Here is a 12798-nt window from a genome sequence, read left to right on the forward strand (position 1 = left end):
AGATGAAAGTAACCATAGCAAGGTACCTATTGTCCTGTTTGTTGATGGCTCCGGTTGCTACAGCGCACGCCGGGAGTCATTGCAGAGCTTTTGGAAGCTGCCCGAGTGGACACAGGCCGCATTATTAATCGTGGATAAGCCGGGGATGAAGCCTGGGATGGGTGTGCCAAAGGCATGTCCTGATGAGTTTGCGAACTACTATTCTGTAGATCAAAGAGTTTTTGATCATCTTAGGGCTATACAATACCTACGAAAGAACGCTGCATGGTGGAATGGAGAGATCCGCCTGTTTGGTTGGTCCGATGGTGGAGCGATGGGCGCGCATATAGCCGCTTACACACCAGAAGTGGTGCGGGCTGTTCTAGGTGGCATGGGGGGAGCAATACCCATGAGCCAACAGTTTGAAGATTTCATAATTTGTGCAGAAGATCGATTGCAGGAATCGCAATCAAAGCAGGACTGTGTTCAAAAACTGAGAGTGCAGTTTCAGGAGATTCGCGATAATCCGACGTCAAAGAAAACATGGTCGGGTGACCATAACACCTATAAAGCGTGGTCGACGCGGCTGGATCAGATGGAGTACTACCTGATGAGGGAACTGACCATCCCTTTTCTTGTAGTACATGGTGAACTTGATCGAGATGGCACACCAGTGCAAAGTGCCCGGTTACTGGTGGATTGGCTGCGTCGAGATGATGTGACCAACTTTGAATACTGAGAGGTGCCTGGAATGGGACACTCACCGCTGACACTGGATCGAAAGAGGTCGGACAAAATCATAAATGCAATGCTGAGATGGTTGTTAGAGATGCCACTCGGTGAGGGTGGCCCGCCTAAATATGGGACTTCTGCTCAGGATGAAAGTTATTAACCATATAGCAACCAAAAGCCGGCTACTGCTGGCTTTTGATCCTACACAGGGAGTTAAGGATTGTGAAACAATATGAGAACTCTTGAAATCATGGGAGGGTGTTCAAAACTCTGTGTCAGCCAAGTAGCCTCATAGGCTGATATATTTCTCCAGGCGGTCCGGGAAGTGGGTCGTTAGCTGTGACAGCGTCAAGTTCCAGCTCTGGATCAGATGCGTCCAGCGCTCGGAGGCTTTGTAGCTTTACACAATTGTTGATCACTGATTGTTAATTTTTAATTTGTCTTTTCGAGTGTGACAAGGAGGCAGCACTAGCTGCGTGATACAATCATCCAGTATACTTCTTAGTGGGATATTTGAAATATGTACCATTTACGAAATCCCTAATCACTGTTGGGTGGTAGCTGGGGAGAGTAATAGCCTGACGTGCTAAGTACTTTTATACTCCATAGCTCATCACAGTAGTACAACCACTAACTAAAAATTACTCGCCTGAAAGGTAATGATTTAAACCCTTGATTCGGACAAATCAATGTTCATGAAGAAAAATGCAACCTTAGGTATATTTTTATTAATTACTATCCTCGCGGGCTGCAGAAGTGATAACAATAGCAATTCAGCACCAGAATCAGAACTAGAACCAACACCAAAAGTAGAACTGACGCCAGAACTAGAGATGTTCTATGACGTCACTCTTGAAGCGGTCGACCATCAAGGCAATGCACAAGCCAGTTTCCACCTTGAGTGGAAGCTAAATACTGATGAGGGAAATACCCTACAACCCCATCATTTTCGGCTTGAAGGTTCCTATGGCAGTATCGTGGGATCCGATGGCGGCCTTCCAGGGTCCAGAGTGCTTTTTGATTTTATATCCAAGAATGCACGTAGTTTTGATTTTCATGTTCCGCTGCACTTGTTCCAGCCGAATCCCAACAAGAATATCCAATTTCAGCTGCATGCAGTCGATAGTGAAGGAAAAATTTTAGCGTCAACGGATGCCTTAGATACGCCGGAAAGCGCTGAATCTAGACAGCTTATCAGCTATTTAAAGGCTGACGAGTCTCTCAAAGAAGAGCTTTTTGGATACTCAACTGCCATTTCTGCTGATGGCTCTCTTTTGGTTACCTCCGCCATACATTTTTCAGAGGAACAAGACTCTCAGGGTGCTGTTTATACCTTTGAGCGCGATGATAACTTTATATGGAAGCAGGTGGATAAGCTGACTGAAGCTATCCCGCGCTCTGATGGACAGTTTGGTCGCAAGCTACAGCTTTCGGATGATGGGCAAATACTTGCAGTTATGTCGCAAACATTTAAATTTCATTTATTTAAACGTGAAAAAGATGGCTGGGAATCCTTTAACACCTTTTCTCACCCTTACAATTGGCGAGACACCTTTCTATATAGAAACCCATTAGCTTTATCCGCTAACGGTAAGCGCTTAGCAGCCAAAACCCTAGAGGGGATTGCAGTCTATGCAATTGATATCACCGCAGAAGAAGGTTCCGAGGTGCAGTATTTGCAAACACTGAGCCCGGAGTTTACTGGTGCAGATGCAGATCCAGAGTTCCCGGTGAAATATCTTTATGAGTCTAAGTTTGGTTCAGGGCTAGCTTTTTCTCAGAATGGTAAAGTGTTGGCTGTTGGTGCGCCGCGTGACTGGATTGATCCGGGTGATTTAGAATATACAGTTTCAGGTCCCGATAATATTGACTATGGTGCAGCATTTATTTTCCGGGAAACTGCCAACGGTGCCTGGGAGCAAGCTGTTTATCTAAAAAGTTCCGATTCTAACTATGGCCAAAACTTTGGATACACCGTCGCTTTGTCCAACAATGGCAGGGTGCTTGCGGTTGGCGCGCCGCGGGAAGTTGGCTCGGGTACTGGAGTTACGGCTACACCTCCAGTAGAGCTTGACTATGATTTCATCTACGCTGGTGCTACCTATGTGTATCGCGAACCGGTTGAAGCAGAAAAGAAGAATCCTTGGACTGGATATGACGATAACAACATGCCGGGGAAACCGACTTATATAAAATCACTTACGACCCAGCAAGGTGAACGTTTTGGCAACACTATTCAATTGTCCAAAGATGGTGGCATTTTGGCTATTGGAGGTCCTTACAATAACGGCGGTGCTGTAGGCGTCGGAGGACCAATTGAAGATCAATCCAAGGTATCCTCTGGTGCGGCCTTTATGTATCTGTATAATTCCTTATCAGGTTCATGGGAAATTGGCAACTATATTAAAGCTAGCAATACAGATCCGCGTGATTTCTTTGGTTACAATTTATCATTATCAGCTGATGGGCAGACATTGGTCGTTGGAGCTCCCTTTGAAAACGGCGATACAGACGGGACTGGAGGCACAAGTCAGGACAACAATGATGCAGATCGAGCAGGCGCAGTGTACGTTTATTAATTGAGTTGACTGTGAATACACTAGAAGGCCAGCCAATAGGGATCCTGGGGGTTTTGCCGCAGGCGAGGACCCCCTAATTCTGTCAACGCCCACATCCCAAATCGTGTCTTTTGCTGCCTTTTTTAAGAGTTTCGCTGCTCATAGTACGAGTTAATCTCTGCTCTTGAGTAGCCATATTGCTCCAATAAGTCTTCGAAGAAACCTATATCGATAAGCTCCTCTGATCACTGGTTCATAGGGCAACATCCATTCATCAGGCCCCTTATTCCCTTTGCTCTAGTTCCGGCTATCACTAAATAGGCTGGTGAGCCTGAATGCAAGACCCTACTAAGGCGGTGCGCCCCTTTTTAGAATCACCTGGCGGTCGCTATGTTCAAGATGAAGAATACAAAGCATTTCCTAATTACCATCTAAGCTAAGCCGAGCTTCAGTAATCTTTCCGGCATTGGCGGCGTCCGGAGAGAAACGTAGACAAGCCGGGGAATAAGTGCACACAGGTCGAACCTGCGGTTAAAACGATATTGGAACTCCGCCAGGTAGCGTTGTGCATATTTCGGTCGTATCGCATGGTAGGTACTGCGCAACGCACTTTTTAAATTGCCGAGTGCCGTGTTCACCCAGTAGAACTCGGGCTCCTCAACGGAGGCGCGGCCACCACCGCAGACGATCTTGTCGTGGTCGCAGCCGGCCTCAGTGACAGCATTGAAGCACGCCAGACCATCCGAGATAACGATACTGCCTTTGCTTAGGTAACGCTTGCTCCAAGCGGCGATTTCAGTACTTCGGAAGCCTTGCACTACAGAGAGTTTGATCCAGGTGGGCTGCCCTTCCTTCGTAGTTTCAACCGCAGCCACGAAAGGCGTCTTACTCTCAGCGCCGCGTCCCGGCTTGCACCCAGTACGCTCACCGCCGAGATAGGCATCGTCCAACTCGATGAAGCCAGATAGCTTGTACTGCTGGTCTCGGCATAGTTCAGGCACTGTCACGCCGTTTTCGGCCTGCTTGAGTATCGCCAGAATCTGGCTGTCGCTGTACTTCGATTTTTTCATGCAGAATCTCCTGTGTGTATTTTACGGGAAAATTCTACTTTTGGTTCCGGTGGGTTTTCGGGGTGATTACCGCACCGCTATACCCTGGTTGCGAAATTGATTACGCCAATTGTACAAGGTTGGCTCGGAAACGCCGGTCTTCCGGCTGACTTGGGCTACTGGCATGGCATTCGGCGGCATCATCATTTGAACTGCTCGCTCTTTAAAGCCATCGTTATATCGTGACATCCTCCACTCAATTACCGTCCCCAAATACAGTGATGATTAAAAAGCGGGCACGACAATTATGCTGACATAGGGGGAACACCAGAATTGACAATAACTCCGCCCACATACTCTTGGCCTATGAGTAATGGCAACGATATTCGACACGGAAGGCACGGTGTTTTCAAGATGCACGCTCATTTGGTCTTTGTTGCGAAATACCGCCGCAAAGTATTCGATAGCGACGCCATCCAGCGGCTCCGCACCATCTGCGCTGACTTTGAAACGCAACTGATCGAGATGAATGGCGAGGACAACCATATTCACTTCTTGTTGGAATACCTGCCGAAAGTGGTGATATCGAAGCTATTAACCCGGCGGACTAATAGTTCCTGCATGCTACACAATTAACTAAGTAGTATGTGGAGTAAGATACCATCCTGCACTGAACAATAAGTCCACCGGGTTAATAGTGAACAGTCTCAAGGGCGTACCCAGTCGTCTGCTACGCAAGAAGTATTCCGACACCCAGAAACGTTACTGGAAAGGCGTACTGTGGTTGCCGTCCTACTTCGCTTCATCCTGTCTGTGATGGTGCACCAATCTCCATCAAGCGCCAGTACATCGAACAACAGCAGACCCTACACTGAACGGCGGGGCTTGCCGCGTACAGGGTCTAGACCCTGTTAGGCTTTAATCGAGCATTCCTCTACATCACACAAAGAGTAGCGATCGAAATCACAGTATGGACTACTAAATGGCGGCCGAATGCACTCATGGTCATATAAAATAAAACCAGCTTGTATAATTTTGGCTGCTGCCATTATCGATCTGTCTGATTCTGACACTATCGTTAGACCAGGTATGAATGGGGTCTTGGACTGAGAGCCAAATAATGCAAGTATACTATAAACCTCTGTAGCTGTAGGTCCATAGCTAAGCACATCATAATTAAATGAAGCTAGGCCTTTATTAGTAAAAACCAAACTGTTGATAAAGATTTCTCTCTCTACTTCCGATAGGGCGACCAAGGGGGTATTTTCTATCGGTGCACTAGCTAAATAGGTTTGTAAATCTATTTGGTTTTTTATCGGAGCTAGCAATAAATTCGTAGCTTTAGTTTCTTTCCAGGCCTCATATTGCAGGTTTACATTGTCTTCAGAAAGTGCTTGTTGAGAAAAAAAATTAATAAAAGTGTAGTTATTGTACCAATTAAATTTTGTAGTTTCATGGTAATTTCCTTTTATTGATCAAATTATATTTGATATCCTTAAAGGCTAATGAAAGCTAATTAGCATTTATGTTATATCTTATTGTTGTGCAGAAATCAACGGTGTCCGGTTAAAATCACGTATACCTCAGAAGCATTGGCATCAGCTGGCCCCTCTCCTTATCCAATTGCACTTATTATCCGAAACCGCATTTGAAAAAAAGCAGCGTATCTGGTTGATTTGTTGTCGCCAAACAATGAAACCAATCAGGAATACGCCGCTATGGATAAGAATACCGTTGTTGAGTTTACAGGTCGACAGGAAACCGCAGACCCGCTGACTGAGTAGAACTCGGGCTCCTCAACGGAGGCGCGGCCACCACCACAGACGATTTTGTCGTGGTCGCAACCGGCTTCAGTGACGGCATTGAAGCACGCGAGGCCATCCGAGATAACGGTACTGCCTTTGCTCAGGTGGCACTTGCTCCATGTGGCGATTTCAGCACTTCGGAAGCCTTTAACTACGGAGAGTTTGACTCGGGTGGGGTTGGCCTTCCTTGGTGGTTTCAACGGCGGCCACGAAAGGTGTCTTGCCCTCAGCGCCGCGCCCCGGCTTGCATCCGGTGCGCTCACCACCGAGATAGGCATCGTCCAGCTCAATGAAGCCGGACAACTTGTATTGTTGGTCTCGCTCCAGCATCACCTGCATGAGCTTCTGTTTCATGCGCCAGGCGGCGTTGTAGGAGATACCCAAGTGGCGAGCCAGCTTCATGCTTGAGATGCCTTTCTTGTCCTTGGTGATGAGATAGATGGCCAGGAACCACACGGTAAGAGGCAGCTTGCTGGAATCGAATATGGTGCCGGCAGTAATCGAAGTTTGCCGGCGGCAGCGGTTGCACTGCTGTAGCTTCCTGTAGGCGAGTTGGCAGCACTGGCCGTGACCACAGTGAGGGCAACGAAAGCCCTCTGGCCATCGCCAGCGATAGAGAGCGTCGAAGCACTTCTCTTCGCTGCCATACTGATTGATGAATTCGCTCAAACTGGTGCCTTTCTGGAACTGTACCTTGTTGCGGGCCATTGCGGATTCCCTTGCAGATCAAAGAGATAACTGTATTTATATGCAGTTAAATGTGGCTTAGCAAGAGTGGTAATTAGGAACACTTAAACACCAGATTCGGTTATAACTCAAGCTCTATGAACGCCAGCTGATGCCAATGCTTCTGAGGTATACGTGATTTTAACCGGACACCGTTGATTTCTGCACAACAAATAAGATATAATATAAATGCTAATTAGCAGGCTGCTGAAAAATCCCTTTAACGAAATTTTTACCTTAACTCTTATAAAATCAGAAAATTCAGAGCCTACAAAACAAGTGTTTTTTTGATTCTAAAACTTCAAGATGATGATGCTTTAATTCAAAATCCGAGTTTTTCAGCAGCCTGTTAGATTTCATTAGCCTTTAAGGATATCAAATATAACTTGATCAATAAAAGGAAATTACCATGAAACTACAAAATTTAATTGGTACAATAACTACACTTTTATTAATTTTGTTTTCTCAACAAGCACTTTCTGAAGACAATGTAAACCTGCAACATAAGGAAGAGGCCTGGAAAGAAACTAAAGCTACGAATTTACTGCTAGCTCCGATAAAAAACCAAATAGATTTACAAACCTATTTAGCTAGTGCACCGATAGAAAATACCCCCTTGGGCGCCCTATCGGAAGCAGAGAGAGAAATCTTTATCAACAGTTTGGTTTTTACTAATAAAGGCCTAGCTTCATTTAATTATGATGTGCTTAGCTATGGACCTACAGCTACAGAGATTTATAGTATACTTGCATTATTTGGCGCTCAAACCATCACTCCATTCCTACCCGGCATAATGATAGCGTCAGAATTAGACAACTCTATAATGGAAGCAGCCAAAACTCTGCAACGAAACTCTGTTTTATTTGATTACGAATGTGCATATAACCCCTCTACCGGCGGTTACTACTGTCGTTTCAGGCCATCCTTTATCTGCGCTCAGTGTCCGTAGATACTATATCTGCGATTGCTGACAGTGTTCTTGGTTGCTTGCCATAGGAACACAATTATATCTACGGCTTTCCCGGGGGACATTAAGCGAGAGGCAATTCTCCCCCTTGAAGCCGCAAATAGAGTACGTAAGTATTTTATTTTCTGTGTAGGGTTTGCGAGCATGTGTCGTAAACCCTGATTGACAAAGGTCTTCCTTGGCCTTTGTCAACAACCAATAAGCACAGATTTAAAGGAAAACACAGATTTTTCAAACCAAGTTTACAGCAATACAAATTCTATATTAGCTTTGGTAATATTATGAATAAAAAAATTCCTAATTATCATCTAAGCTAAGCCGAGCCTCAGTAATCTTTCCAGCATTAATTATTTTTGAAGATAAACAATCTAACCACTAAGGACTAGGTAAATCGTAAGCTTCCCCGTCAAGTGGACAATTCAAAACTAGAGTTTTCTGCTCGTTGGTAAAATTCGGCGGGTGTGAGCCCACCGTAAGCTTCCCCTGTAAGTAGACAGTTTCAAACTTAGCGCATTCTGACAAACTATGGTCAGGAGGCCGACATGAAGAAATCAAAATACTCGGACAACCAGATTGTCTCGATCCTCAAGGAGGCCGAGGCGGGGATGAAGGTGAAGGAGGTGTGCCGCAAGTACGGTATCAGCTCCCCCACCTACTATGCGTGGAAGGCCAAATTCGGTGGTCTGGATGTGTCGCAACTAAAGCGTATCCGGGAGCTCGAAGGTGCCAGAACGGTCTCGCGGCGCCTGCAGCTCAAAGCTGCCAGCGGGACTTTTTATGGTTTTGGAAGTGGTACCATTCTTGCGGTTGGTCTTGTTCTCGCTGGTGAGGTGCTCCTCCAGCTCCGCTCTCATGGCAGTTTCAGTGAGTTGTTTGATCAGTGGAGTCAGGATACCGTCTTTACCGTTGAGGTTTTTGCCCTCACGCAGCGCCTTGACAGCGGCCTCCATATCGAAGGTAGGTTTGGTCATGGGTCAGTGTGCCGTAGAGGCGCCATAAAGTGAACACACGGAAGTGGACACTTTGTTGAGCCAAAAGCTCAGCGAGAGATGGTGGAAGACCCACCGGAGTCGGCTGTCGGAAGCAGGCTCCAAACCAGCCCAAGCTGCGTGTATTAAGAGTGCTCGCGGTGAGCATTGGGTGCAAAAGGCTGCACAGTGATGCAGTCAGGTGTGATATTGAGAGGCGAGTGAAAACGAACCCATGATGACGTGTCGAAAACCATACGTGACATCGAAACCGGGGGCGTGTCCTATTCCCGGGATGAGCTTGCAGGTGTATTCCGAATGCTGTGCAAGTGGTGTCCGGCATAAAGTGGGCGCGACTCAATATCAGGCTCTTGCTGGGAACTGCGGGAACCAGTCATCGTGATGTCCAAGGGAGAAGGCACAAGTGGCGACCACCACAAGGCCGAGAGTACCGATGCACGATACTGGGACGGAGCTGCTCGCAGTAGTGATGAAGCTTCTGTAATGGAGGTGGAGCGAAGGGGCAGCGTCAAGCAGCCTGATATTCGATCTCAACTGCAATGGCAGGAGGAGGGTCGATGTCAGGCAAAACCATTCGACATTGATAAGTGGTTATTTGTTGAAGCTTACAATCGGGTCAAGGCCAATAAAGGGGCTGCCGGCATAGATCGGCAGTCGCTGGAAGACTTTGATCGTGATCGCAAGAACAAGCTCTATAAACTCTGGAACCGGATGTCTTCGGGGAGCTACATGCCTCCAGCGGTTCGTGCCGTATCGATCCCAAAGAAATCAGGAGGAGAGCGGATACTGGGCATTCCGACCGTAACAGATCGGATTGCGCAAATGGTGGTCAAGTTGAAGTTTGAACCTGAGGTGGAGCAGCACTTTCTTCAAGGCTCCTATGGGTATCGCCCGGGTAAATCGGCGATACAAGCCGTTGGGGTCACTCGGAAGCGGTGCTGGCGCTACCCTTGGGTACTGGAGTTTGATATCCGTGGTCTGTTCGACAACATTCCGCATGATCTCTTGATGAAGGCGATTGATCGACACACCGCGAATCCATGGGTGAAGCTATACATCCGGCGATGGCTAACTGCACCACTGGCAGATGCGAACGGCCGAGCAGTTGAGCGTAACAAGGGGACACCCCAGGGGGGAGTTATCAGCCCCGTTCTGGCTAACCTTTTTCTGCACTACACATTTGACCGATGGATCAGTCGGCACTTTCCAACCATAAAGTGGTGTCGATATGCCGACGATGGATTGCTTCACTGTAGCTCTGAAAAGCAGGCACGATTCCTGCTACGCAGGCTAAGTAAGCGATTTGTGGAGTGTGGACTAAAACTGCACCCAGAGAAGACCAAGATTGTTTACTGCCAGGATCATCGTAGAACTGGGAGCCATGCACACACATCGCTTGACTTCCTTGGCTACACGTTCAAAAAGCGTGTGGTGAAAGGGCGCTCCGGAGAACTCTTTATGGGGTTCTGTCCCGGCATGAGCCGCTCTTCAGTCAAGGGCATCATTCGGAAAGTACGAGCGTGGCGTATAGGGCAGCGAACCGATCTATCGATCGTGGATATCGCTGACTTTATCAACCCACACCTGCACGGCTGGTGGAATTACTATGGGCAGTATTATCGGTCCTTGATGTACCGAATATCCCGATATGTAAACCAACGCTTGGTTAGGTGGGCTATGCGAAAGTTCAAGCATCTTCGAGGAAAGAAGACAAAGACAATTGCCACACTAGAGCGACTAGTTAAAGTGCGGCCGACTCTGTTCGCTCACTGGTCCCGAGGAATGTCGGGTGCGTTTGCTTGACGGGAGCGGTGTGAGCCGAGAGGTTCACGCACCGTTCTGCGAGAGGCTGAGGGTGAAAGTCCCTTGGTCTACTCACCTCTCTTTTTTGCTAATGGTAAAGAAATGACACAGAATTCTGAACACTACCAAATTTGACGTGATATTGTGCGACAATTCGTAAAAATATTATATTGATGGTGTTGACTCTGAAAAGAGCTTAAATTAGCCTATATGTGCATTGATGGTCAAGTGCTTTATGTTTAGTTATATAATTTTTACTTCAATAAAGCTAAGAAATAAGTTAAACTTTAAATACATTATGCGTATGAGCACACTTGGAGTATTAAGATCGTATTTATAATTGTCCAATGGGTTAACGCTTTTCTTAAATTTCAGCTTACGTATTTAGAATGGCCTTTAGTGGGCATTACCTTTTAGCATTAACAAAACAGGCATGATTATGAATTTTTTTAAATTAAGTATCTCAGTGACTGCAGCGTTATTCATCATCCTATCTCAACAAGCATTTGCTCTTGGTTTTTTGCCAAAAAATCAGACTGAAAACTCTAAGACCCCTATCACGATGCAACCTAAAGAAGTAGCGAACACAAAAAGAGAGTTGGATTTTAATTTAGCGCCAATAAAAAATCTTGGAGATTTAAAAGCCTATTTGGCTATTACTCCGATAGAAAGTAGCCCTCTAGGTAGCCTAACGGACGTCGAACGGGAAATATTTATCAACAGCTTGGTCTTTACTTCAAAAGGCCTGGCCTCGTTTGATTATAGTGTTCTGAACTATGGGCCAACAGTTACAGAAGTTTATAGTATACTTGCGCTGTTTGGTTCCCAATCCAGTATCTCATCAATACCCAACTTAACGATAACCTCAGAATTAGATAGCTCGATAATGGCAGCAGCCGAAATGTTTCAGCAAAGGCCGGTGTTAAATAATTATAGGTGTGAACAGGCTTATCCTTTTGAGTATTACTGGTGCTACCCTAGGCGCGAGAAAATGTGTTATGAGGAAATATGTTATACGCTCTAATCAACCATCCTTAGAGAGCATAGTTACGATTTTAAATTATAATGAGTATCTACAATTTCGCTAAGGGCACAAATTAAAGCCTCGGCTTGACGGATGCTATTTACTTTAGAGTCAGCAATTCAAGCTATGTTGATTTATAATCAGTTGTGGTTGTGGCAGTGGGTAACTTAATAATAAATCATTAAGTTACCCTGCAGTGTCGTTACATATTGAAAATCGGGAAAATTATGAAGGAAAAATTATATGCCCTATTTACTGCCCTATTATTGCTTGGATTATTTCCTGAAGCTTGGGCAGCTGCCGATGCATCAATAAAGAATAACTATAATCAGTTACAAGAAGCTTATGAAAATACAAATATAATACCCTCAAAGAGAAATAGTTCTGCTAAGAGCTTATATCTAAAGAACTTCAGGCCAATTTTAACCAATAGCAATCTAAAAGAGCTTGATGCGAAAGACTTAGAATATATATTTCAAGCAACAAGTATTGCTAATTTTTACGATCCTGATATCAAGTACGTTGATGATATGAATAAGGTATCAGAGCATTTGCGGTTAAAAGGATTGATAAAAAAACGTCACTTAGTCGATTTGCAAAATGCCTACATTTCAACTCGGCAATTTGAATCAGCTCGAAGTATGGTCAATAAAAAAAATTTGGACTATTTGAAAATTATACCTAAAGCTCATAGGGCCGAGAATCTTGCACTTAAGCAACCTACAATTTGGGAGATTGAAAAGTCATCCCTTAAAGAGCGGGCTTTTAGCATTCCTCAACAGGGGCCATTTATTATAGTTGTGTCAAATCCTTTGTGTGGTTTTTGCATTGCAGCAGCTAAATATATTAGTGGTGATAAAGAGTTAGAAAATATTTTCGCTGAACACTCTTATTGGCTAACCGAACCTAGAGGGGCATTGTACTTTGAGCATTTCCAACGCTGGTCGCAAAACTATTCGAAATTTCCTGTAGGATTAATTGGCATTACGCCACCATGGCCAGGGCTGGGCAATACAGGAACCCCGACCTTTTATTTCTTTTCCGACGGTAAACTTATCCAATCGTTACGTGGCTGGCCGCGAGATAAAGAAGATACAGTTCTGGATGCTCCTTTAGCCGCTATCGGCTTGAAGAACGTGAAAACGACATCCAGCTTGTCAAAGGAG

General features: G+C 45.5%; 7 protein-coding genes and 5 pseudogenes. 8 read left to right on the top strand and 4 right to left on the bottom strand.

Going from position 1 to position 12798, the window contains the following annotated elements:
* Positions 1 to 718 (top strand): S9 family peptidase (locus Q5Y71_RS15505; protein ID WP_306043011.1); only part of this gene is annotated, 718 nt, incomplete at its 5' end.
* 682 nt (positions 719 to 1400) lie between these two features.
* Positions 1401 to 3290 (top strand): FG-GAP repeat protein, encoded by a 1890-nt coding sequence (locus Q5Y71_RS15510; protein ID WP_306043012.1) that lies wholly within the window; start codon positions 1401 to 1403, stop codon positions 3288 to 3290.
* A 410-nt stretch (positions 3291 to 3700) separates the two neighbouring features.
* On the opposite strand, the pseudogene Q5Y71_RS15515 reads toward Q5Y71_RS15510, so the two are convergent.
* Both Q5Y71_RS15515 and Q5Y71_RS17680 read right to left on the bottom strand, forming a co-directional pair.
* A pseudogene (locus tag Q5Y71_RS15515) lies at positions 3701 to 4255 on the bottom strand (IS1595 family transposase); the annotation flags it as partial.
* Between the two features lie 150 nt (positions 4256 to 4405).
* Positions 4406 to 4567, bottom strand: a complete 162-nt coding sequence (locus Q5Y71_RS17680; RefSeq protein ID WP_371877076.1) for a transposase — start codon at positions 4565 to 4567, stop codon at positions 4406 to 4408.
* Positions 4568 to 4684: 117 nt separating this feature from the next.
* Between Q5Y71_RS17680 and tnpA the strand changes: the two are divergent.
* Positions 4685 to 5193 (top strand): annotated as a pseudogene (tnpA, locus tag Q5Y71_RS15520) (IS200/IS605 family transposase).
* A gap of 896 nt (positions 5194 to 6089) precedes the next feature.
* On the opposite strand, the pseudogene Q5Y71_RS15525 reads toward tnpA, so the two are convergent.
* Positions 6090 to 6831, bottom strand: a pseudogene (locus Q5Y71_RS15525) (IS1595 family transposase); the annotation flags it as partial.
* A 427-nt stretch (positions 6832 to 7258) separates the two neighbouring features.
* Here Q5Y71_RS15525 and Q5Y71_RS15530 point away from each other — a divergent pair.
* A complete protein-coding gene (locus Q5Y71_RS15530) occupies positions 7259 to 7798 on the top strand; it encodes a hypothetical protein (protein WP_306043013.1) in 540 nt (179 codons plus the stop codon).
* 560 nt (positions 7799 to 8358) lie between these two features.
* Positions 8359 to 8538 (top strand): annotated as a pseudogene (locus Q5Y71_RS15535) (transposase); the annotation flags it as partial.
* Here Q5Y71_RS15535 and Q5Y71_RS15540 read toward each other — a convergent pair.
* Positions 8533 to 8787, bottom strand: a pseudogene (locus Q5Y71_RS15540) (transposase); the annotation flags it as partial. The pseudogenes Q5Y71_RS15535 and Q5Y71_RS15540 overlap by 6 nt on opposite strands.
* A 399-nt stretch (positions 8788 to 9186) precedes the next feature.
* Here Q5Y71_RS15540 and ltrA point away from each other — a divergent pair.
* The 3 genes from ltrA to Q5Y71_RS15555 all read left to right on the top strand — a co-directional run.
* On the top strand, positions 9187 to 10608 hold the full coding sequence (gene ltrA, locus Q5Y71_RS15545; RefSeq protein ID WP_306043016.1) for a group II intron reverse transcriptase/maturase: 1422 nt from the start codon (positions 9187 to 9189) through the stop codon (positions 10606 to 10608).
* A 439-nt stretch (positions 10609 to 11047) separates the two neighbouring features.
* Complete coding sequence (locus Q5Y71_RS15550; RefSeq protein ID WP_306043014.1) at positions 11048 to 11632, top strand: hypothetical protein; 585 nt, start codon at positions 11048 to 11050, stop codon at positions 11630 to 11632.
* Between the two features lie 227 nt (positions 11633 to 11859).
* The coding region (locus Q5Y71_RS15555; protein ID WP_306043015.1) for a hypothetical protein at positions 11860 to 12798 on the top strand (939 nt) is incomplete at its 3' end.

Source organism: Microbulbifer sp. 2205BS26-8 (assembly GCF_030731025.1).
In the GTDB taxonomy this organism is placed as follows: domain Bacteria; phylum Pseudomonadota; class Gammaproteobacteria; order Pseudomonadales; family Cellvibrionaceae; genus Microbulbifer; species Microbulbifer spongiae.

Coding starts and splice junctions, on each gene's coding strand:
- Q5Y71_RS15510 (WP_306043012.1), top strand. CDS start 1,401: ATGTTCATGAAGAAAAATGCAACCTTAGGTATATTTTTATTAATTACT.
- Q5Y71_RS17680 (WP_371877076.1), bottom strand. CDS start 4,567: ATGTCACGATATAACGATGGCTTTAAAGAGCGAGCAGTTCAAATGATG.
- Q5Y71_RS15530 (WP_306043013.1), top strand. CDS start 7,259: ATGAAACTACAAAATTTAATTGGTACAATAACTACACTTTTATTAATT.
- ltrA (WP_306043016.1), top strand. CDS start 9,187: ATGTCCAAGGGAGAAGGCACAAGTGGCGACCACCACAAGGCCGAGAGT.
- Q5Y71_RS15550 (WP_306043014.1), top strand. CDS start 11,048: ATGAATTTTTTTAAATTAAGTATCTCAGTGACTGCAGCGTTATTCATC.